Source organism: Microvirga lotononidis (assembly GCF_034627025.1).
GTDB classification, from domain to species: Bacteria; Pseudomonadota; Alphaproteobacteria; order Rhizobiales; family Beijerinckiaceae; genus Microvirga; species Microvirga lotononidis.
Genome location: NZ_CP141048.1, coordinates 4542323 through 4562420 on the forward strand (window position 1 = coordinate 4542323; position 20098 = coordinate 4562420).

Sequence of the window (20098 nt, forward strand, 5' to 3'; positions counted from 1 at the left end):
GAAGTGGCTGAAATCAGGCATTTATTTGCAGTTTTCATCAAAAAAGAGGCCCCTGGACCGGGGTCCAGGGGCCTCTTTCGTTACGGAAGGAACGCGGCTTTAGTGAGCGATCACCCCGGCCGAATCGTCCTCGACGCCACGCTTGTGAGCCTTGAGCTCCGCGGCCTCATCCCACTCGATCCGCTCCGGCATGCGCACGAGGGCGTGCTGGAGGACCTGATCCATCATGGAGACCGGCACGATTTCGAGGCCGTTCTTCACGCTGGCCGGGATATCCGCCAGATCCTTGGCGTTCTCCTCGGGGATCAGCACCTTCTTGATGCCGCCGCGCAGGGCTGCCAGGAGCTTCTCCTTGAGGCCGCCGATGGGCAGCACCCTGCCCCGCAGCGTCACCTCGCCCGTCATGGCGATATCGCGGCGAACCGGGATAGCCGTGATGACGGAGACGATGGCGGTCGCCATGGCGATACCGGCGGACGGGCCGTCCTTGGGCGTCGCGCCTTCCGGCACGTGCACGTGGATGTCCCGGCGGTCGAACAGGGGCGGCTCGACGCCGAAATCGAGAGCGCGGGAGCGGACATAGGATGCCGCCGCCGAGATCGATTCCTTCATGACGTCACGCAGGTTGCCCGTGACGGTCATCTTGCCCTTGCCCGGCATCATGATGCCTTCGATGGTGAGCAGCTCGCCGCCGACCTCGGTCCAGGCCAGACCCGTGACGGCCCCGACCATGTCCTCCGTCTCGGCCTCGCCGTAGCGATAGCGCGGCGGCCCGAGGAACTCGGGCAGGTTGTCCGTCGTGACCTCGACCGTCTTGACCTTGGAGATCAGGATCTCCTTCACGGCCTTGCGGACGAGGTTGGCGATCTCGCGCTCCAGGTTACGCACGCCCGCCTCGCGGGTGTAGCGGCGGATCAGCATGAGCAGAGCCTCATCGCCGATCTTCCACTCCTTCTCCGCCAGGCCGTGCTTCTGCATAGCCGAGGGGATCAGGTGAGTGCGGGCGATCTCGGCCTTTTCCTCTTCCGTGTAACCCGCGATGCGGATCACTTCCATACGGTCGAGGAGCGGAGCCGGGATGTTGAGCGTGTTGGCCGTCGTCACGAACATTACGTTAGATAGGTCGTAATCGACTTCCAGGTAATGGTCGTTGAAGGTCGAGTTCTGCTCAGGATCCAGGACCTCGAGCAGGGCCGCCGACGGGTCGCCGCGGAAGTCCATTCCCATCTTGTCGATCTCGTCGAGCAGGATGAGCGGGTTGGATGTCTTGGCCTTCCTCATCGACTGGATGATCTTGCCGGGCATCGAGCCGATATAGGTCCGACGGTGGCCACGGATCTCCGACTCGTCCCGGACGCCGCCGAGCGACATGCGGACGAACTCGCGGCCGGTAGCCTTGGCGATCGACTTGCCGAGCGAGGTCTTACCCACACCCGGAGGACCGACGAGGCACAGGATCGGGCCCGTGAGCTTGTTGGCGCGCTGCTGCACGGCCAGGTACTCGACGATGCGCTCCTTGACCTTGTCGAGGCCGTAATGATCCGCGTCGAGCAGATCCTGGGCCGCCTTGAGGTCCTTCTTCATCTTCGAACGGCGGTTCCACGGAATGCCGAGCAACCAGTCGAGATAGTTGCGCACGACGGTCGCTTCCGCCGACATGGGCGACATCTGGCGCAGCTTCTTCAGCTCGCCCATCGCCTTCTCGCGGGCTTCCTTCGTGAACTTGGTCTTCTCGATCTTCTCCTCGAGCTCGGCCAGCTCGTCGCGACCTTCATCGTCGCCGAGCTCCTTCTGGATCGCCTTCATCTGCTCGTTGAGGTAGTACTCGCGCTGCGTCTTCTCCATCTGACGCTTCACGCGGGTGCGAATCCGCTTCTCGACCTGGAGGACGGAAATCTCGCTCTCCATCATGCCGAGCACCTTCTCCAGGCGCTGGGCGACGGTCGGCGTCTCCAGGATCGCCTGCTTGTCGGCGATCTTGATGGCCAGATGCGAAGCGATGGTGTCGGCGAGCTTCGCGGGCTCGTCGATCTGGGTCACGGCGGTCACGACCTCCGGCGACACCTTCTTGTTCAGCTTCACATAGTTCTCGAACTCGGACACGACGGAGCGGGCGAGAGCCTCGGCCTCCACCTGATCGCCGAGGGAATCCGGAAGCGCCTCGGCTTCGGCCTCGTAGTATTCGTCCGTGCGGGTATAGGCCTTCACCTGAGCCCGGCTCGCGCCTTCGACCAGCACCTTCACGGTACCGTCGGGCAGCTTCAGCAGTTGCAGGACGTTGGCCAGGGTCCCGACCTTGTAGATCGCTTCAGTGGACGGATCGTCGTCCGTCGCATCGATCTGGGTGGCCAGAAGAATGTGACGGTCCCCCTTGACCACTTCCTCAAGCGCTCGGATCGACTTCTCACGGCCGACGAAGAGCGGCACGATCATGTGTGGGAAGACAACAATGTCGCGCAGAGGCAGAACCGCATAGGTTCCGGTCGAGCCTGGAACGACAGGCTGACGTGGCTTCGATTGTGTCATGGAACGGTATCCTTTTGACTGCGTCCGACGATCCCCTCGGATGAGCTGGAAGCCAGACGGATAACCGGAATGCTCAGGCTTTTGTTATGGGCTGCATCCGGTACGCCGGGCTCTCCCTCGAACGATGAGCGGACAGCACCGACGCAAGAGACAATGTGGCGTTGCGGGACCTGGGTTTCAAGGAGATCGCCCGCAACGCTTCTGTTCATCGAAGGATCCCCGACGGCCCTTAAGCGCTGGCGCTTGCGGCCTGCTCGTTGCGCTCGCCGTGAATGAAGAGCGGCTTGGCCTTGCCCTCCACGACCTCGGGCCCGATCACCACCTGCTCGACGGAATCCAGCCCCGGGAGATCGTACATGGTCTCCAAAAGGATTCCTTCCATGATGGAGCGCAGGCCGCGGGCGCCCGTCTTCCGCTCGATCGCCTTGCGGGCGATCATGGACAGGGCCTCGTCCTGGAAGGTCAGGCTCACGTTCTCCATCTCGAAGAGACGCTGGTACTGCTTAACCAGGGCGTTCTTGGGCTCCTGGAGGATCTTCTTGAGGGCTTCCTCGTCCAGATCCTCGAGGGTCGCCAGAACCGGCAGACGACCGACGAATTCGGGGATGAGGCCGAATTTCAACAGGTCCTCAGGCTCGACGGACCGGAAGATCTCGCCCGTCCGGCGGTCGTCGGGAGCCTGGACGGTCGCACCGAAACCGATCGAAGTCCCCTTGCCGCGGCCGGAAATGATCCGCTCCAGCCCGGCGAAGGCGCCGCCGCAGATGAACAGGATGTTCGTGGTGTCGACCTGCAGGAACTCCTGCTGAGGGTGCTTGCGGCCGCCCTGGGGAGGCACGGAGGCCACGGTGCCTTCCATGATCTTCAGGAGCGCCTGCTGCACGCCCTCGCCCGACACGTCGCGGGTTATCGAAGGGTTGTCCGACTTGCGGGAGATCTTGTCGATCTCGTCGATATAGACGATGCCGCGCTGGGCCCGCTCGACATTGTAATCGGAGGCCTGGAGCAGCTTGAGGATGATGTTCTCCACGTCCTCGCCGACATAGCCCGCCTCGGTCAGGGTCGTCGCGTCCGCCATGGTGAACGGCACGTCCAGGATTCGGGCCAGGGTCTGCGCAAGCAGGGTCTTGCCCGAGCCGGTAGGCCCGATCAGCAGGATGTTGGACTTGGCGAGTTCCACGTCGTTGTGCTTCGTCGCGTGGGCTAGGCGCTTGTAATGGTTATGGACCGCTACCGAGAGCACCTTCTTGGCGTGCTCCTGGCCGATCACGTAGTCATCCAGAACGCGGCTGATTTCCTTGGGGGTCGGCACCCCGTCACGGGACTTCACGAGGGACGATTTCGACTCCTCGCGGATGATGTCCATGCACAGCTCGACGCATTCATCGCAGATGAAAACCGTCGGGCCAGCGATCAGCTTGCGAACCTCATGCTGGCTCTTGCCGCAGAAGGAGCAGTACAGCGTACTCTTGGAGTCGTTGCCGCCAGCCTTGGTCATTATCACATCTCCAATCCGTGCCGGGACAGCCCCTGCCGACCCAACACTCCTAGGTTATAGGCGACGAAACTAACAAAATGTTCCGTCGCTAAGAATTGAACGCCCAAATCGCCATGCTCCCGAATCCATATGCAATCATGCGGAGGCCGCCTGATCAATAGAAACGAGATTACTCGGCAAAAAGACGCACCCGGGGAATTTTGTCCCCAGGTTTTAAGGGTTAAGCCGGGGTGGCGGCCGGCTCGGGACGCTTCTCGATCACCTGGTCGATGAGGCCGAACTCCTGGGCCGCCTGGGCAGTCATGAAGTTGTCCCGCTCGAGGGCCCGCTCGATCTCTTCGTAGTTCCGGCCGGTATGGCCGACATAGATCTCGTTCAGGCGGCGCTTGAGGGCCTCGCTCTCGCGGGCGTGGATCATGATGTCCGTGACCTGGCCCTGGTAGCCGCCGGAGGGCTGGTGGACCATGATGCGGGCGTTCGGGAGGGCGAAGCGCATGCCCTTCTCGCCGGCCGTCAGCAGGAGGGAGCCCATGGAGGCCGCCTGGCCGACGCAGAGGGTCGAGACGGGGCAGCGGATGAACTGCATCGTGTCGTAGATCGACAAGCCCGAGGTCACGACGCCGCCGGGCGAATTGATGTAGAAGGAGATTTCCTTCTTGGGGTTCTCGGCCTCGAGGAACAGAAGCTGTGCCACGATCAGCGAGGCCGAGTAATCTTCAACCGGACCCGTGAGGAAGATAATCCGTTCGCGCAGAAGGCGCGAATAGATGTCGAATGCGCGCTCGCCGCGGTTCGACTGCTCAACCACCATCGGGACGAGCGTATTGTTAAAGAGCGCTACCGGATCTCTCATTGTCTCACTGCTCCAATTCGGCCGCGCGAATGCGCGGCCGTGCATTTCAGCAAGCAGCGAGACGCTTAAGAGAGCGTTACTCGCCCTTGCCGGCTTTCTCTCCGCCCTCGTCCTCGTCGTTGAAGAGGGCGTCCTTGGAGACGGTCTCCTCGTTGACCTTCACCTGGGACAGGATCTGGTCGACGACCTTCTCCTCGAACAGAGGAGCCCGGATTTCAGCGAGGGCCTGCGGGTTCTTCTGGTAGAACTCCCAAACCTGCCGCTCCTGGCCGGGATACTGGCGGACCCGCTCGATGAGGGCCTGAGTCACCTCGTCGTCGGAAATCTTGATATCGGACTTCTCACCGATCTGCGCAAGGACCAAGCCGAGGCGAACACGACGCTCGGCGATCTTGCGGTACTCGGCCTTGGCCTCGTCTTCCGTGGTGCTCTCGTCCTCGAAGGTCCGGTTGTTCGACTTCATGTCGCCGACGACCTGCGCCCACACGGCCGAGAACTCCTGCTCGACCAGGGTCGGAGGCAGCTCGAAGCTGTACTTGGAGTCGAGAGAATCGAGGAGATCCTTCTTCACCTTGCGGCGGGACTGGGCGTCGAAGTCGCGCTTGATGGCGTCGCGGATCGCGTCCTTGAGCTTGTCCAGGGATTCCATGCCGAAGCCCTTGGCCATCTCGTCGTCGATCTTCAGCTCGCCGGGAGCCTCGACTTCCTTCACGGTCACATCGAACTCGGCCTCCTTGCCGGCCAGATGGGCCGCCATGTAGTTCACCGGGAAGGTGACCTTCACGAGCTTGGTGTCGCCGGCCTTCAGGCCGAGGAGCTGATCCTCGAAGCCGGGAATGAAGGTGTTCGAGCCGAGTTCGACCCGGATGTCCTCACCCTTGCCACCCTCGAACTCCGTGCCGTCGATACGGCCCACGAAATCCACCACGACCCGGTCGCCATCGGCCGCAGCGCCTTCCTTCGTCTCGAAGGAGCGGTTCTGCTTGGCCATGCGCTCGAGCGATTCGTTGATCTCGGCATCGGTGACCTCGGCCACCGGCTTCGTGACCGACACGTCGGACAGGTCGGCCAGCTCGAAGACCGGCAGCACCTCGAGGGCCACGGTGAACGCCAGGTCGCCCTTGGCTTCCATGGCCTTCTCGACCTCTTCCTGGCTCTCGGGGAACTGGATCTGTGGCTCGTTGGCGAGCTTCAGGTCGTTGTCCTCGACGATCTTGCGGTTGGCCTCGTTGACGGCGTTCTGAAGCACGTCGGCCATGACGGAACGGCCGTAGACCCGACGCAGATGTCCCACCGGCACCTTACCGGGACGGAAGCCCTTGATCTGCACGCGATCCTTGAGGGTCGTCAATTCGCTGTTCAGGCGCTCTTCCAACTCGGTGGCCGGGAGCACGACCTTGAACTCTCGCTTCAAGCCTTGGGACAGTGTTTCCGTCACCTGCATGGTTCTGTTCGCCTTCATTCACTCGAAAATTTCTGTCAGGCTCCGGCCGATGCGGCATCCGCCGTCAACCAGGCCACTCGGAGCCTCCGGATTACCAACCCTGACGGGATTGGTGCGGGCGGAGGGACTCGAACCCCCACAACTTTCGTCGCTGGAACCTAAATCCAGTGCGTCTACCAATTCCGCCACGCCCGCGCGGGAGCGGCGCGCGAGGCGCACCCCTCTTCCGGGACGCGGCTCTATAGCACGGTTAAAAGACAGTGCATCAAAAAAGTTCGTGTACGGCCGGATAGCAACCAAACTTGGCCGTTCACGTTCAAGATTGTATCTCCGTTTCAATAGTTTCAGCTCAAGGCAGCCTCACCCATGATCACCCGCCGCGCCGCCGCTGCAGGCCTCGCCACAACGCTGATCGGACTGAGTGGGCGAGCAGGAGCCCAAACCTCCTCGTCCTCTCCCATTGTGGAGGGTTTGAAGGGCAATGGGTTGAGCTGGACGGTCACCGCCAAACCCCGCTCAAGGCGCCTGTTCCCTGGCGCAGGCGCGGACGCCGGTGTCTGGACCCTCAACGATGAACTGGCATCGGTTTTCAGGATGAAGCACGGGGCGGATGTGCGGCTATCGCTCCAGAATGAGACACCCCAACCCTTATCGCTGCATTTCCACGGGGTTCGTGGACCGAACGACATAGATGGCGTCGGCGGCCTCACTCAGAAACCCATCGCTCCTGGTGAGAGCTCGAACTATACCTTCACCCCTCCCGACGCCGGGACCTTCCTGATCCGCCCCTGCATCCTGGGCGGCAGCGCCGAGCCCTTGGAACGTGGCCTGTCGGCGCTTCTCGTCGTCGAGGAGCACGAGCCTCCACAGGTGGATCGGGATCTCGCCCTGCTCGTCGACGACTGGCGCCTGAACGATGACGGGTCCCTTGCCCCCTTCGAGAAGCCGTCGGACACCGCCCCTGCCGGGCGGCTCGGAAGCTGGCTCAGCGTGAACGGCAAGGCGACGCCTCAGCGGGTCGAGGCGCCGCCAGGCGGGCGCCTTCGCCTGCGGCTCGCCAATGCCTGCAATGCCCGGATCCTGCGCCTGCGCTTCGACGGCATGAGGGCCTATGTGATCGCCATCGACGGGCAGCCGAGCAGCACCTTCGAACCCCTCAAGGCCTCCCTTCCCTTCGCACCCGGGAGCCGCTACGACCTCCTGGTCGACCTGGCCCCGGAACCCGGCGCTTCTGGCGCCGTGATGGCCCTGATCGGCGACGGGATGCCCCTCGTCGAGATCGTGACCGCGGGAGAGAAGCAGCCGGAACTTCCGGCGATCGCACCGCTCCTGGCCAATCCGAAGCTCCCGGAAGCCATCAAGCTCCAGAGTGCCAGCCGGAAAGACGTGGTGATCAAGGGCGACCCGAAGGCCCCCAACGTTCCCTGGTCCCTCAACGGAGCGTCGGGCACCTCATCCGGACCGCCCCTGGTCAAGGTGAAGCGCGGCACGCCGGTCGTGCTGGCTCTCAGGAACGAGACCGGGTTCGTCCAGCCCATGCACCTGCACGGCCATTCCTTTCGGCTGCTGCATCCCCTTGACGACGGATGGGAGCCGTACTGGCTGGATACCGTCCAAGTACCGGAAAACAAGACGATCCGGATCGCCTTCGTGGCCGACAATCCGGGCAGATGGCTCCTCGCCTCCACCGTGATGGAGCGGTTCGACGCCGGCATGTGGACCTGGATCGAGGTTACCTGAGCAGGCCCCGCAGGACGCCGGGAACCAGTTCCGCCAAGTCTTCCGAGATCAGACCCGGGCCGAAGCTCGCTCCGGCCTCGCCGTGGATCCAGGCGCCTGCGCAGGCCGCCTCGAAGGCTGGCACATCCTGCGCCATGAGGCCTGCGATGAGGCCGCAGAGCGTGTCGCCCGAACCGGCAGTTGCCAGGTAGGGCGTCCCATTTGCGTTGATAGCCGCCCTGCCGTCTGGAGCGGCAATGACGGTGTCAGCCCCCTTCAGCAGGACCACGGCCCCCGAATAGGCGGCGGCCCGGCGGGCGCGTTCGATTTTCGATTCCGGGTCGAGAATGTCCGGGTGCCCCTTGAACAGCCGGGCGAATTCGCCGTCATGGGGGGTGAGCACCGTCGGGGCGTGGCGGAACGCCCCGTGAAGCTCCGAAGCCAGCCCCTCGAAGGAGGTCAGGGCATCCGCGTCCAGGACGAGATTGCGCCGCGCCTGGACGGCGACGGCCACCATGGCGCGGGTGCCGGCATGGACGCCGAGCGCCGGCCCCAGGACGACAGCGTTGAAGCGAGCATCCTGAAGGATCGCATGCAGACCCTCGGGACCGTCGCAGCCTTTGAGCATGATGGCCGTGAGGTGGGCGGCATTGACCCCGAGTGCTTCCGGCGGGGATGCGACCGTGACGAGCCCCGAGCCGATCCTGAGAGCCGCCCGGGCGGCGAGCCGCGCCGCGCCCGTGCGTGTCGCGCCCCCGGAGGCGACGAGGGTGTGGCCACGCTCGTATTTATGGGACGAGAGGCCAGGCCGCGGCAGGGACGCGAGCCACAGGGCCGGGTCGTTGCCGAAGAGGCTGCCGCCCTTGGCCGCGAGGATGTCCCGTCCGATCCCGATATCCGCCACCTCGACAAGCCCCGCATGGGCCCGCCCCGGCATCAGGAGATGGCAGGGCTTTCGGGCCGCGAAGGTCACGGTGCGGACCGCCTTGACCGCGATGCCGCGCACCGCCCCTGTCCCGCCGTCGATGCCGGAAGGCAGATCCACGGCCAGGATCGGCCTGCCGGATCCGTTCATGCGATCGACCGCATGCCGGGTGGCGCCATCGAGATCGCGGGACAGGCCGGTTCCGAAGAGGGCGTCGACGATCAGGTCCGCCTCCTGCAGGGGCAGTTCCTCGATCGGCACGACCGCTCCCGTCCAGTCCCGCGCCGCTTCCGCTGCGTCGCCCGTCAGGCGGTCGAGGGAACCCAGAAGGCCGAGGCTCACCCGGTAGCCCCGCCCGGCCAGGATCGTCGCCGCTACGAAGCCGTCGCCGCCATTCTGCCCGGGCCCGGAGACGACCGCGATCCTGCTGCCCGGAGAGGCTAATTTTTCGGCAGAATCGGCAACCGCGCGCCCTGCCCGCCTCATGAGCTCGATGCCCGGAATGCCCCTCGCCATGGCTTCCAGGTCGGCTTGCTTCATTTCGGACGGGGTCAGGACGAGTTCAGGGGCTGTCATGGGAGCAAAATGAGCCCGTTTTGGAGGATTTGGCGAGCTTTTCCGCAACTGCACAAACTTTGATCACAATATGCCCATCAACTCGGCAGATTGGCCCACTTTGAATCGACGATCGCATGGAAGGCGCTCCGGGCTGGTGCTAAAAGCGGCAAAACCTCGAACGAAACGGTTGACCGGGATGAAGAAGATCGAAGCCATCATCAAGCCCTTCAAGCTCGATGAAGTCAAAGAAGCTCTCCAGGAAGTTGGCCTTCAGGGCATCACCGTGATCGAGGCGAAGGGCTTCGGCCGCCAGAAGGGCCACACCGAGCTCTATCGCGGCGCGGAATACGTTGTGGACTTCCTCCCCAAGGTGAAGCTCGAGATCGTTCTGAACGACGACATGGCCGAGAGCGCCATCGAGGCGATCCGCAAGGCCGCTCAGACCGGACGCATCGGCGACGGCAAGATTTTCGTTTCGACGGTCGAAGAGGCCGTTCGCATCCGCACGGGCGAGACCGGATCCGACGCGATCTAAGCTCGCTTTCCCAAGCCAAGGCCTTAGGGCCGAGGACTATCTCTAAGGGCAGAAGAGGACCAGACGATCATGCAGACCGCCAAGGATGTGCTCAAGGCGATCAAAGATAACGACGTCCAATACGTCGACTTCCGTTTCACCGACCCGCGCGGCAAGTGGCAGCATGTGACCTTCGACGTCTCGATGGTCGACGAGGACATGTTCGCCGACGGCATCATGTTCGACGGTTCGTCCATCGCCGGCTGGAAGGCGATCAACGAGTCCGACATGACCCTCATGCCCGACCCGACGACCGCCCAGATGGATCCGTTCTTCTCGGCCTCCACCCTGGTCATCAACTGCGACATTCTCGAGCCGGCTACGGGCGAGCCCTATAACCGCGATCCGCGCGGCATCGCCAAGAAGGCCGAGGCCTATCTCCAGTCCACGGGCATCGCCGACACGGTCTATGTCGGTCCCGAGGCCGAGTTCTTCGTGTTCGACGACGTGAAGTTCATGGCCGATCCCTACAACACCGGCTTCAAGCTCGACTCCTCCGAGCTCCCGATCAACGGCGACACGCCGTACGAAGGCGGCAACCTCGGCCACCGCATTCCGGTCAAGGGCGGCTACTTCCCGGTTCCGCCGCTGGATTCCGCTCAGGACATGCGCGGCGAAATGCTGGCCGCCATGAAGGCCATGGGCGTCACGGTCGAAAAGCACCACCACGAGGTCGCCTCCGCCCAGCACGAGCTCGGCACGAAGTTCAACACCCTCGTGCGCACCGCCGACGAGATGCAGATCTACAAGTACTGCATCCACAACGTCGCTCAGTCCTACGGCAAGACGGCCACCTTCATGCCGAAGCCGGTCTACGGCGACAACGGCTCGGGCATGCACGTGCACCAGTCCCTGTGGAAGGGCGGCAAGCCCCTCTTCGCCGGCAACAAGTATGCCGACCTCAGCCAGGAATGCCTGTGGTACATCGGCGGCATCATCAAGCATGCCAAGGCCCTGAACGCCTTCACCAACCCGTCGACGAACTCCTACAAGCGTCTCGTCCCAGGGTACGAGGCTCCGGTCCTGCTGGCCTACTCGGCCCGTAACCGTTCGGCCTCCTGCCGTATTCCGTGGACGACCTCGCCGAAGGCCAAGCGCGTCGAGGTTCGCTTCCCCGATCCGACCGCCAATCCGTACCTCGCCTTCGCGGCGCTGATGATGGCCGGTCTCGACGGCATCCTGAACAAGATCGATCCCGGCCAGGCGATGGACAAGGATCTCTACGATCTGCCTCCGCGCGAGCTGAAGAAGATCCCGACGGTCTGCGGCAGCTTGCGCGAAGCCCTCGCCAGCCTCGATAAGGACCGCGCGTTCCTCAAGGCCGGCGGCGTCTTCAGCGACGACTTCATCGACAGCTACATCGAGCTGAAGATGACGGAGGTCGCTCGCTTCGAAATGACCCCGCATCCGGTCGAGTTCCAGATGTACTACTCCGTCTAATCGGACGCAGTTTCCTCCCGGCTGCGGAACCGCAGCCTCCCTTCACCGGGGCTCTTCTCGAGCCCCGGTTTTTTTATCGCCTACCTCCGGAGAGGAATCGCGAGGCCCGGACTTTCGCGTAACATCAGGCCGCTGGTCCGGCCGGACGAGCTCCAGGACCATGCTGCGATGGAGGCGCCGATGTATCCGGGCATGATTGCCCTGACGATGATCGTCCTGCCATTGCTGTCGATCGGCACCGAATATGCCCTCGCACCCGATGAGGATCCGGTGTTCCTGATCGGGAAATGGTTCGTGTTCTGGGCCGTGGGCGTGCGGCTCCTGCTCGCCGGGCTGCGTCAGATCTTCGATCCGGCCTTTACGGCCGCTACGATTTTCAAGATCGAGGATCCGGATGCGCGCAAGGTCGTCGTGGAACTCGGCTTCGGCAATGTCGCGATAGCGTCGCTCGCGCTTCTCTCGGTGCATTGGGCCGATTGGGTAACGCCCGCGGCCCTCGTGGGCGCCGTCTTCTATGGCCTCGCGGGATTGCAACACCTGCGCAACCGCCAGCGGACCGGCACGGAGAACATCGCCATGGCGTCCGACCTGTGGATCGCAGCCATCGCAATCTTCTATCTGACCGCCGCGTGACTCGAACGACGAGCTGCCTCGGCGTTCAAGCGAAGTGCTTCGTGCCCAACGTTTCACTCCCGAGTTGAACGAACGATTTCGTCGATCCATTCACGGCCGATGGGTAGAAAACGTGCGGTCCAGCCGTTCCCGCCTGGCGCTCGTCAGCGATGCGCCAGGATATTGACCAAGCGTCCGACCGGATCACGGACGTAGAAGCGGGTCACGCCCCACGGCTCGGATGCCGGACCATATTCGATCGCAAATCCGGCCGCCTGCATTCTCTGATGAACGTCCGAGAGGTCATCGACTTCGATGGAGATGTCAGGCACGGCCGTTCCCGATCCGCCTTCGGTCATCACGCTGATCTGTGGTGTCATGCTGCCGTCGGCGGTGAAGGTCATGATCCACCCCATATCCATGGCAACATCCATTCCAAGCACGTCGCCATAGAAGAGTTTCGCGGCATCGACCCGGTCGGCCGCCACATTCGCAACAATCCGCCTCACCGCCATGGATCGCCTCCTCGATAAGTCCGAAAACAAAAAAGGCCCGGTGTTGCCACCGGGCCTTTTCGATCGCCGAAGCGATGGATCTTAGTAGGTGCCGAAGCGGTAGTTCAGACCAGCACGAACCACGCCGAAGTCGGAGTCGCCACCGCGGTAGTTGATGCCACCGAAGTTGAAGTCGTCGTCCTGCAGGTTCACGTACAGACCTTCGACCTTCAGGCTGAGGTTGTTGGTGACTGCGTACTCGACGCCGCCGCCGACGGTCCAGCCGGTGCGGTTGTCAGCGAAAGCGAAACCGCCGGTTGCGTAGACAAGGGCGCGATCGAAGGCCACACCAGCGCGAGCACGAACCGTGCCGAACCAGTCGCTGTTGTCGTAGGAGACGACCGTGCCGGGAGCGACGATGTAGGTCGCGCCGCCGAGGTCGGCGTACTGGATGTCGCCTTCGATACCGACAACGAACGAACCGATCTGGTAGTTGTAGCCGATCTGGGCGCCGCCGATGAAGCCGCCGTCGTCTTCGCTGTCAGCACGAACCACGGCACCGTTCGGGAGCGTGACGTCGAAGCTGTCAGCCCAGCCGTAGCCGGCGTTCACACCGACGTAGAAGCCGGTCCAGGTGAAGACCGGAACGGCAGCGATGACCGGAGCCGGAGCGCGGCGGGACGGAAGGTCAGCAGCCAGAGCGCCGGAGGCGAGGCCGAGGAGGGCAACCGAGGAGAGGAGGATCTTTTTCATTTGTCTTGGTCCATCTGTTAGAAGGATGTGAGGCGCTTGTAGCTGAGACCTGCCCCAGCGTCTGTCACTTTCCTGCCACAGTTAAGACAAGAAGCACGGCTTTTCGCATGCGCAACCGAAAGTAGGCGGATCTGACCGCATTGACGACCCGTCCCGGGCCTATGTTCAACCAGGACGGTCCCTGAAAATATCCCTGTATCGACAGTAACTTACGGAGAACACGGATGATTTTTCAGCCCCTCGGGAGGCTTGGTAACCACTTGTTGACCATGCTCACGAGGAGTTTCGCAAGCATCTGGCGAATTCGTGGTTAACTGCGGCTCAGCCACAATTGCATGGCCTGAATCACCCGGTCGGGCTGCTCGAGAGTCGACATATGACCGGCGTCCGGCACCACGACCAGGGAGGCCCATTCGATCATCTCGGCCATTTCCCGGGCAATCTCGGGCGGCGTGATCGAATCGCCCTCCCCGACGAGCACCAGGGTGGGAATTTCGATTCCCGGCAGTGAAGGGCGTGAGTCGGCGCGCGCCATGATGGCCCGTTGCTGGCGGATATAGGCTTCGGCACCTGTTTCCCGCATCATTCCGACCAGGGCGTCCTGGAGATCCCTGTCGTTCCGATGATCGGGATGGACGAGGCGGGGCCAGAGCGCCGAATGGATCTCGTCCAGTCGTCCGGCCTCCGCCAGGGCGATCAGCCGCTCGCGGTCCCGGCTCGCTTCGGGCGTGTCCGGGCGCGCGCTGGTATCGAGCAAGGCAAGCCGCTCCACCCGTTCCGGCGCCAGCCGCATCACCTCCATGGCGATGTAACCGCCCATGGAGAGGCCCGCGAGTGCGAATGTCCCAGGCACGTCCCGAAGGAGTCGACCGGCCATCGCGGCAATCGAATCATCCTGGGCGTTGTCCGCCACGACGATGGTGCAGCCCGTGGACAGAGCCGCGATCTGAGGCGCGAAGAGTCGGGCCGTGCAGGCCAATCCGGGAATCAGAACGAGTGTTTCGACCATTCAAACTTTCCTTTGTCGCCTCTCGGCAAGTTTCCCTGGATTGACAAGCTCATAGCTTGTCCTATGGTCCCGCCACTCCTTAACTTGAGCAAGAACCTCAGGTGAAACCAGTCTCGCGCCTGTTTGTTGCCGTAGAGCGCGGCCGGCACTTAAGAGCGCGCCTAGCCCCTCAACGGTAATTAGCATTCATGTCGTTCGCCGAACTCGGACTTAGCGATAAAGTTCAACAGGCCGTAGCAGCCGCCGGATATACGGAGCCGACGCCGATCCAGGCCCAGGCCATTCCGCACGTGCTCTCCCGCCGCGATGTGCTGGGCATCGCCCAGACCGGCACGGGCAAGACGGCCGCCTTCACCCTTCCGATGCTGACCCTGCTCGAAACCGGGCGGGCCCGGGCGCGCATGCCGCGCACGCTGATCCTCGAGCCCACGCGCGAGCTGGCCGCCCAGGTCGAAGAGAATTTCGACAAGTACGGCGTGAACCACAAGCTGTCCGTCGCCCTGCTGATCGGCGGCGTGTCCTTCGGCGACCAGGACGCGAAGATCACCCGGGGCGTCGACGTTCTGATCGCCACCCCGGGCCGCCTGCTCGACCATTTCGAGCGCGGCAAGCTCCTGCTCACCGGCGTCGAGCTGCTCGTGATCGACGAGGCCGACCGGATGCTCGACATGGGGTTCATCCCGGATATCGAGCGGATCGTGAAGCTGGTGCCGTTCACCCGCCAGACCCTGTTCTTCTCCGCCACCATGCCACCGGAGATCCAGCGCCTTGCCGACGCCTTCCTTCACAATCCGGTGAAGGTGGAGGTCGCCCGCGCCGCTTCGACGGCTTCGACGATCACCCAGCGCCTCGTGGCGACCGGTCGCGAGGATTACGAGAAGCGCGAGACCCTGCGCGAGCTGATCCGGGGCGCCACGGACCTGCAGAATGCCATCGTGTTCTGCAACCGCAAGCGCGACGTGGCGGTTCTCCATCGGTCCCTGCAGAAGCACGGCTTCGACGCCGTGGCGCTTCACGGCGACATGGACCAGCACGCCCGCATGGCAGCCCTCGACAGCTTCCGCAGCGGCGAGATGCCGATCCTGGTCGCCAGCGACGTGGCGGCCCGCGGCCTGGACATTCCGGCCGTCAGCCATGTGTTCAACTACGACATTCCGCACCACGCGGAGGATTACGTCCACCGGATCGGCCGGACGGGCCGCGCCGGACGCAGCGGTCAATCCTTCACGCTGGTGGGTCCGGGCGACGAGAAATCCCTGGCCGCCATCGAGAAGCTGATCGGCCAGCCGATCGAATGGGAAGGGCCGACGCTCGCCGAGCGCCCGGCCTCGGAAGGTTCCTCGCGCCGTCGCGGCGGCGGACGAGGCGAGGAGCGCTCGCGCGGCCGCAAGGTCAAGGTCCGCTCGGGAGGTAAGAGCCGCGGTTCCTCCGAGGAGGCGCGGGAGGAGGCCCCCGCCCCGCGCGCGGCCCAGCCTGCCCGCGAGGAGCACGAGAACCGCCGGCCCCGGCAGGATCGTCATGAGCGCCAAGACCGTCATGAACGCCAAGAGCGCCAAGAGCGCCAAGAGCGCTCGTCGGATCGGGGCTATCAGGGACGGTCGCGCCGCGACGACGACATGGACGAGAAGGTGATCGGCCTCGGCGATCACGTCCCGGCCTTCCTCATGCGGCCGGTGACGACGAAGAAGGCTAAGTAGCGGTCTCCTCGGCCGCCTTCCGGGCCTTGCGGGTCCGGCTGCCCTTCCGCACCTGGGCGGACTTCGCCCGCCGGGCAGCCGCCACGGCCATGGTGGCCAGCTCGGCCGCCTCATCGGGATCGTCGAGGGCGGATTCCGGCATGAGCCAGTAGCCCATGATGCTCCTGCGGCCGTCCCGGGTCTCATAGGCGAAGGGGCGCGAGCCCCGGTCGCGGAAGAACCCGGCCGTCTCATCGTCGGCCTTGAGATAGACCTCTCCGGAAGCCACGAGGGCGAACATCAATTCACCCTGGTAGATCCCCTGCCCGCCGAACATCCGGCGGACATGGACCGGGCCGAGGCTGCGGAAGATGTCGCGAAGGTCCTCGGCGTCCATGGCGCGCGTTCGCTTACGCTAATTGGCCGTTTGAAGGGCCGCGGGCGTCGCCGGCGTGATGGCGACCGACTCGCCGCAGCCGCAGGCCGAGGTCTGGTTCGGATTGTTGAACACGAACTGGGACGACATCTTGGTCGTCTGGAAATCCATCTCCGTGCCGAGCAGGAACAGCACGGCCTTGGGATCGATCAGGACCGTCACGCCCTTATCCTCGACCACCTCGTCGAGCGGGTTGACGCTTTCAGCGTATTCCATGGTGTAGGACATGCCGGCGCAGCCGCCGTTCTTGACGCCGACGCGCACGCCCACGATGGGGCGATCCGCCTTGCCGATGATGTCCTTGACGCGGGTCGCCGCCGCGTCGGTCAAGGTGACGACCTTGAAGCCGGGTAGTGCCATAAGCCCTCTCTCCTGACGGCCGGGTTCAAGGCCCGGGCAGAACGAGTTTCATACGCCATAAATAAGAGCTGAAACGGCAAACGTCGAGACCGTTTCAGGGTTGCTCCGAGGGCCGCGGTCGATCATATCGGATCTATCCCGCCCAAAGCCCCGCTTTCCAAGGAGTGCAGATGCCGCATCACACGCCGCTGATCTCGACCATCGTCATCGGCCTCGTGATGGCATTCACCCTCGGCGCCATCGCCCATCGCTTCCGCCTCTCCCCGCTCATCGGCTACCTTCTCGCCGGCGTCCTCGCCGGCCCGTTCACGCCGGGCTACGTGGCGGACCAGGGGCTTGCCAACCAGCTCGCCGAGATCGGCGTGATCCTGCTGATGTTCGGCGTGGGGCTTCATTTCTCGCTGAAGGATCTTCTGTCCGTCAAGGCCATCGCGATTCCGGGCGCCATCGTCCAGATCGCCAGCGCGACGCTTCTCGGGATGGGGCTCGCCTGGGCGATGGGGTGGGGCGTCACCGCCGGCGTGGTCTTCGGTCTGGCGCTCTCCGTCGCCAGTACGGTCGTGCTGCTGCGCGCCCTGCAGGAACGGCGCCTCGTCGAGACCGAGCGCGGCCATATCGCAGTCGGCTGGCTGATCGTCGAGGACCTGGCCATGGTCCTGACGCTGGTGCTCCTGCCCGCCTTCGCCCATGCGACCTCCGGCGCCTCGGCCGATTTCCAGTCCATCGCGGTCTCGCTGGGCATGACCCTCGGCAAGGTCATCGCCTTCGTGGCCGTCATGCTGATCGTCGGCCGACGGGTGATTCCCTGGATCCTCCACTACGTCGCCCATACCGGCTCGCGCGAGCTCTTCCGCCTGGCGGTCCTCGCCATCGCCCTGGGCGCCGCCTTCGGAGCGGCGCAGCTGTTCGGCGTATCCTTCGCCCTCGGGGCCTTCTTCGCCGGCATGGTGCTGAGCGAATCCGAACTCAGCCATCAGGCCGCTTCGGAGACCCTGCCGCTGCGCGATGCGTTCGCGGTCCTCTTCTTCGTCTCGGTCGGCATGCTGTTCGACCCGATGATTCTCATCAACCAGTTCGGGCCGGTCCTCGTGACCTTCCTGATCATCGTCGTGGGCAAGTCGCTCGCGGCCTTCGCCATCGTCCGGCTCTTCCGGCACCCGGACGCGACAGCGCTGACCATTGCGGCGAGCCTCGCGCAGATCGGCGAGTTCTCCTTCATTCTCGCAGGCTTGGGCGTAGGCCTCGGGCTCATGCCGGAAATAGGCCGCGACCTGATCCTGGCCGGTTCCATGCTGTCGATCCTGACGAACCCGTTCCTGTTCGCCCTGCTGGACCGGTGGACGGCAAAGCGGGAGGGCGCCAAGCCTCCCGCGCCGAGGGTCGAGCCACCGGCTCCCGAGAGCGCGGCCGTCGTGGTGCCGGAAGAGCCGGCCCCGCTTGCGGACGAGCCACTGCCCATGACCCTTCTCACGGATCACGTGGTCCTCGTAGGCCACGGGCGTGTCGGCAAGTTCATCACGGGGAAGCTGACGACCTCCGGAACGCCCTTTCTGGTCATCGAGACCAACAAGCACCAGCTTGCCGAACTGCAGCGGGACAACCATTCCATCATCGTCGGCAACGCCGCTGCTCCCGATGTGGCCGCCGCCGCCAATCTCAAGGAGGCCCGCTGCCTCCTGGTGGCGATTCCCGACGCTTTCGAGAGCGGGCAGGTCGTCGAACAGGCGCGCCGGATCAACCCGGAGCTGCCGATCATCGTCCGGGTTCACTCCGACGCCCAGGAGGAGCACGTGATGAAATACGGCGCATCCCGGGTCGTGATGGGCGAGCAAGAGATCGCCCGCGCCATGTTTGCGGCCGTACCCGACGCGCCCCGCTCCCCCGTCCTGTCGTCCGTCGAGGACGCGGACGGCATGCCCGATGGCGAGGAGCCGCTACCGGACGTGCTCGGGCCGGAATCCGATTCCGATCAGGCGGGCGGGCAGCCTGCGGAAGAGCGGCCAATGGGCCAGCAGGCGGACGATCCAGGGCGCTGAGACCGGCTTCCTGCTTTTCAGGACCGGATCGATCAGCCGGTTCTGCAGCAGAACCTGGAACCCCTGGGTCATTCGCGTCGGCCATTCGCGCCGCTTCTGCACAAGGGCGAGAGATTCGGGTCCTATCGGTTCGCCCTGCTTCAGCAGGGGTCCCAGGATATTGGCCGTCGCGACCGCGTCCTGAATGGCGAGATTGATCCCAACCCCGCCGGCCGGCGACATAGCGTGGGCGGCATCGCCGATGCACAGAAGGCCAGGCTTGGACCATTGCTTCAGCCGGTCGACGGCGACGGTCAGAAGCTTGATCTCATCCCAGGATTGCAGTTCCTCGACCCGGCTTCCAAGGAAAGGAGCCAGTCCTGCGAGCTTTGCCCGGAAGGCAGCAAGCCCCTCCTGTCGGAGTTGCTCTACCGTTCCCTTCGGGATGAGATAGGCGCATTGCCAGTACTCGCCGCGATCGATCATCACCAGCATCTGCCCGGCCTCGATCCGACCGAGCAGCTGACTGGGATCGCCCGGCAGCTTCGACACCCTCATCCAGAGCACGTCCATGGGCGCGCCGAGATCCAGGACTTCGAGCCCCGCCTTCTCGCGCAGCGCGGAACGGCGACCGTCGGCTGCGACGACGAGATCGGCTCGCACATCGAGAGGCCCGTCAGCGGTCGTAACCCGCACCCCCACGACCTTGTCCTGCTCCTCGATCAGGTCCGTCGCCTCTGCCAGCGTCCGCAGCTGGAAATGCGGGTAGGCCCGCGCGTGATCGGCCAGAAAGTCGAGAAAGTCCCATTGCGGCATGAAGGCGATGAACTTGCACTGCGTGGGCAGATGCGAGAAGTCGCCCATCTTCAAGGTCTCGCCCCCGATGACGAGGCTGACGGTCTGCGTCTCCTGATGCGGCCGGGCGAGGAACTCCTGCAGCAGGCCGAGTTCATACATGACCTCGAGCGTTGAGGGATGAATCGTGTCGCCGCGGAAATCCCGCAGGAAATCGGCATGCTTTTCGAGGACCATGACGTCGATCCCCTGTCGGGCCAGCAGAAAGCCCAGCATCATCCCGGCCGGCCCGCCGCCGACGATGCAGCAGCGGGTGTGCAAGGTTTCAGGGGGATGAGGCGTGTTCATGGGTGATCTCCCGGTAGACATTCTCCGAACCGTCATCGCGCCTGCGAAGCCTAGCGCTTTTCC

17 protein-coding genes and 1 tRNA gene are annotated in these 20098 nt (G+C 64.0%); 6 read left to right on the top strand and 12 right to left on the bottom strand.

The genetic code is table 11. The features are described from left to right. Nucleotides 1-99: 99 nt before the first annotated feature. The 5 genes from lon to U0023_RS21465 form a co-directional block, all read right to left on the bottom strand. Nucleotides 100-2526 (bottom strand): endopeptidase La, encoded by a 2427-nt coding sequence (gene lon / locus U0023_RS21445; protein ID WP_009490968.1) that lies wholly within the window; start codon nt 2524-2526, stop codon nt 100-102. 229 nt (nt 2527-2755) lie between these two features. Then, nucleotides 2756-4024, bottom strand: coding sequence for an ATP-dependent Clp protease ATP-binding subunit ClpX (gene clpX / locus U0023_RS21450; protein ID WP_009490966.1), 1269 nt, complete (start codon nt 4022-4024; stop codon nt 2756-2758). Between the two features lie 220 nt (nt 4025-4244). Next, on the bottom strand, nt 4245-4877 hold the full coding sequence (locus U0023_RS21455) for an ATP-dependent Clp protease proteolytic subunit (protein WP_009490965.1): 633 nt from the start codon (nt 4875-4877) through the stop codon (nt 4245-4247). Between the two features lie 76 nt (nt 4878-4953). Beyond that, a complete protein-coding gene (gene tig, locus U0023_RS21460) occupies nt 4954-6321 on the bottom strand; it encodes a trigger factor (protein WP_009490964.1) in 1368 nt (455 codons plus the stop codon). 110 nt (nt 6322-6431) lie between these two features. Then, nucleotides 6432-6516 (bottom strand) — tRNA-Leu (locus U0023_RS21465). 171 nt (nt 6517-6687) lie between these two features. On the opposite strand from U0023_RS21465, the gene U0023_RS21470 reads away from it, so the two are divergent. Next, on the top strand, nt 6688-8061 hold the full coding sequence (locus U0023_RS21470) for a multicopper oxidase family protein (RefSeq protein ID WP_009490963.1): 1374 nt from the start codon (nt 6688-6690) through the stop codon (nt 8059-8061). On the opposite strand, the gene U0023_RS21475 is transcribed toward U0023_RS21470, so the two are convergent. Beyond that, on the bottom strand, nt 8054-9541 hold the full coding sequence (locus U0023_RS21475) for a bifunctional ADP-dependent NAD(P)H-hydrate dehydratase/NAD(P)H-hydrate epimerase (protein ID WP_009490962.1): 1488 nt from the start codon (nt 9539-9541) through the stop codon (nt 8054-8056). The two genes, U0023_RS21470 and U0023_RS21475, sit on opposite strands and share 8 nt — an antisense overlap. A gap of 178 nt (nt 9542-9719) precedes the next feature. On the opposite strand from U0023_RS21475, the gene U0023_RS21480 reads away from it, so the two are divergent. The 3 genes from U0023_RS21480 (at nt 9720) to U0023_RS21490 (ending at nt 12170) form a co-directional block, all read left to right on the top strand. Continuing rightward, a complete protein-coding gene (locus tag U0023_RS21480) occupies nt 9720-10058 on the top strand; it encodes a P-II family nitrogen regulator (RefSeq protein ID WP_009490961.1) in 339 nt (112 codons plus the stop codon). Between the two features lie 69 nt (nt 10059-10127). Continuing rightward, nucleotides 10128-11537, top strand: coding sequence for a type I glutamate--ammonia ligase (gene glnA / locus U0023_RS21485; RefSeq protein ID WP_009490960.1), 1410 nt, complete (start codon nt 10128-10130; stop codon nt 11535-11537). 180 nt (nt 11538-11717) lie between these two features. Then, nucleotides 11718-12170, top strand: coding sequence for a DUF6790 family protein (locus U0023_RS21490; protein ID WP_009490959.1), 453 nt, complete (start codon nt 11718-11720; stop codon nt 12168-12170). Between the two features lie 143 nt (nt 12171-12313). On the opposite strand, the gene U0023_RS21495 is transcribed toward U0023_RS21490, so the two are convergent. The 3 genes from U0023_RS21495 to U0023_RS21505 all read right to left on the bottom strand — a co-directional run bounded on the left by U0023_RS21495 (nt 12314) and on the right by U0023_RS21505 (nt 14405). Next, a complete protein-coding gene (locus U0023_RS21495; RefSeq protein ID WP_009490958.1) occupies nt 12314-12664 on the bottom strand; it encodes a VOC family protein in 351 nt (116 codons plus the stop codon). 81 nt (nt 12665-12745) lie between these two features. Beyond that, nucleotides 12746-13396, bottom strand: a complete 651-nt coding sequence (locus U0023_RS21500; RefSeq protein ID WP_009490957.1) for an outer membrane protein — start codon at nt 13394-13396, stop codon at nt 12746-12748. Between the two features lie 310 nt (nt 13397-13706). Continuing rightward, nucleotides 13707-14405 carry an alpha/beta fold hydrolase gene (locus tag U0023_RS21505; protein WP_009490956.1) on the bottom strand — a complete coding sequence of 233 codons (699 nt, stop codon included), beginning with the start codon at nt 14403-14405 and terminating at the stop codon, nt 13707-13709. A 188-nt stretch (nt 14406-14593) separates the two neighbouring features. Between U0023_RS21505 and U0023_RS21510 the strand changes: the two genes are divergently transcribed. Next, on the top strand, nt 14594-16102 hold the full coding sequence (locus U0023_RS21510; RefSeq protein ID WP_009490955.1) for a DEAD/DEAH box helicase: 1509 nt from the start codon (nt 14594-14596) through the stop codon (nt 16100-16102). Here the strand turns inward: U0023_RS21510 and U0023_RS21515 are convergent. Both U0023_RS21515 and U0023_RS21520 read right to left on the bottom strand, forming a co-directional pair. Beyond that, on the bottom strand, nt 16095-16478 hold the full coding sequence (locus tag U0023_RS21515; protein ID WP_009490954.1) for a TfoX/Sxy family protein: 384 nt from the start codon (nt 16476-16478) through the stop codon (nt 16095-16097). The two genes, U0023_RS21510 and U0023_RS21515, sit on opposite strands and share 8 nt — an antisense overlap. 18 nt (nt 16479-16496) lie before the next feature. Continuing rightward, entirely contained in the window at nt 16497-16877 is a 381-nt protein-coding gene (locus U0023_RS21520; protein ID WP_009490953.1) for a HesB/IscA family protein, read from the bottom strand. 170 nt (nt 16878-17047) lie between these two features. On the opposite strand from U0023_RS21520, the gene ybaL reads away from it, so the two are divergent. Continuing rightward, a complete protein-coding gene (gene ybaL / locus U0023_RS21525) occupies nt 17048-18913 on the top strand; it encodes a YbaL family putative K(+) efflux transporter (protein WP_009490952.1) in 1866 nt (621 codons plus the stop codon). Here the strand turns inward: ybaL and U0023_RS21530 are convergent. Further along, a complete protein-coding gene (locus tag U0023_RS21530) occupies nt 18812-20035 on the bottom strand; it encodes an FAD-dependent oxidoreductase (RefSeq protein WP_009490951.1) in 1224 nt (407 codons plus the stop codon). The genes ybaL and U0023_RS21530 overlap by 102 nt on opposite strands. Between the last annotated feature and the right edge of the window lie 63 nt (nt 20036-20098).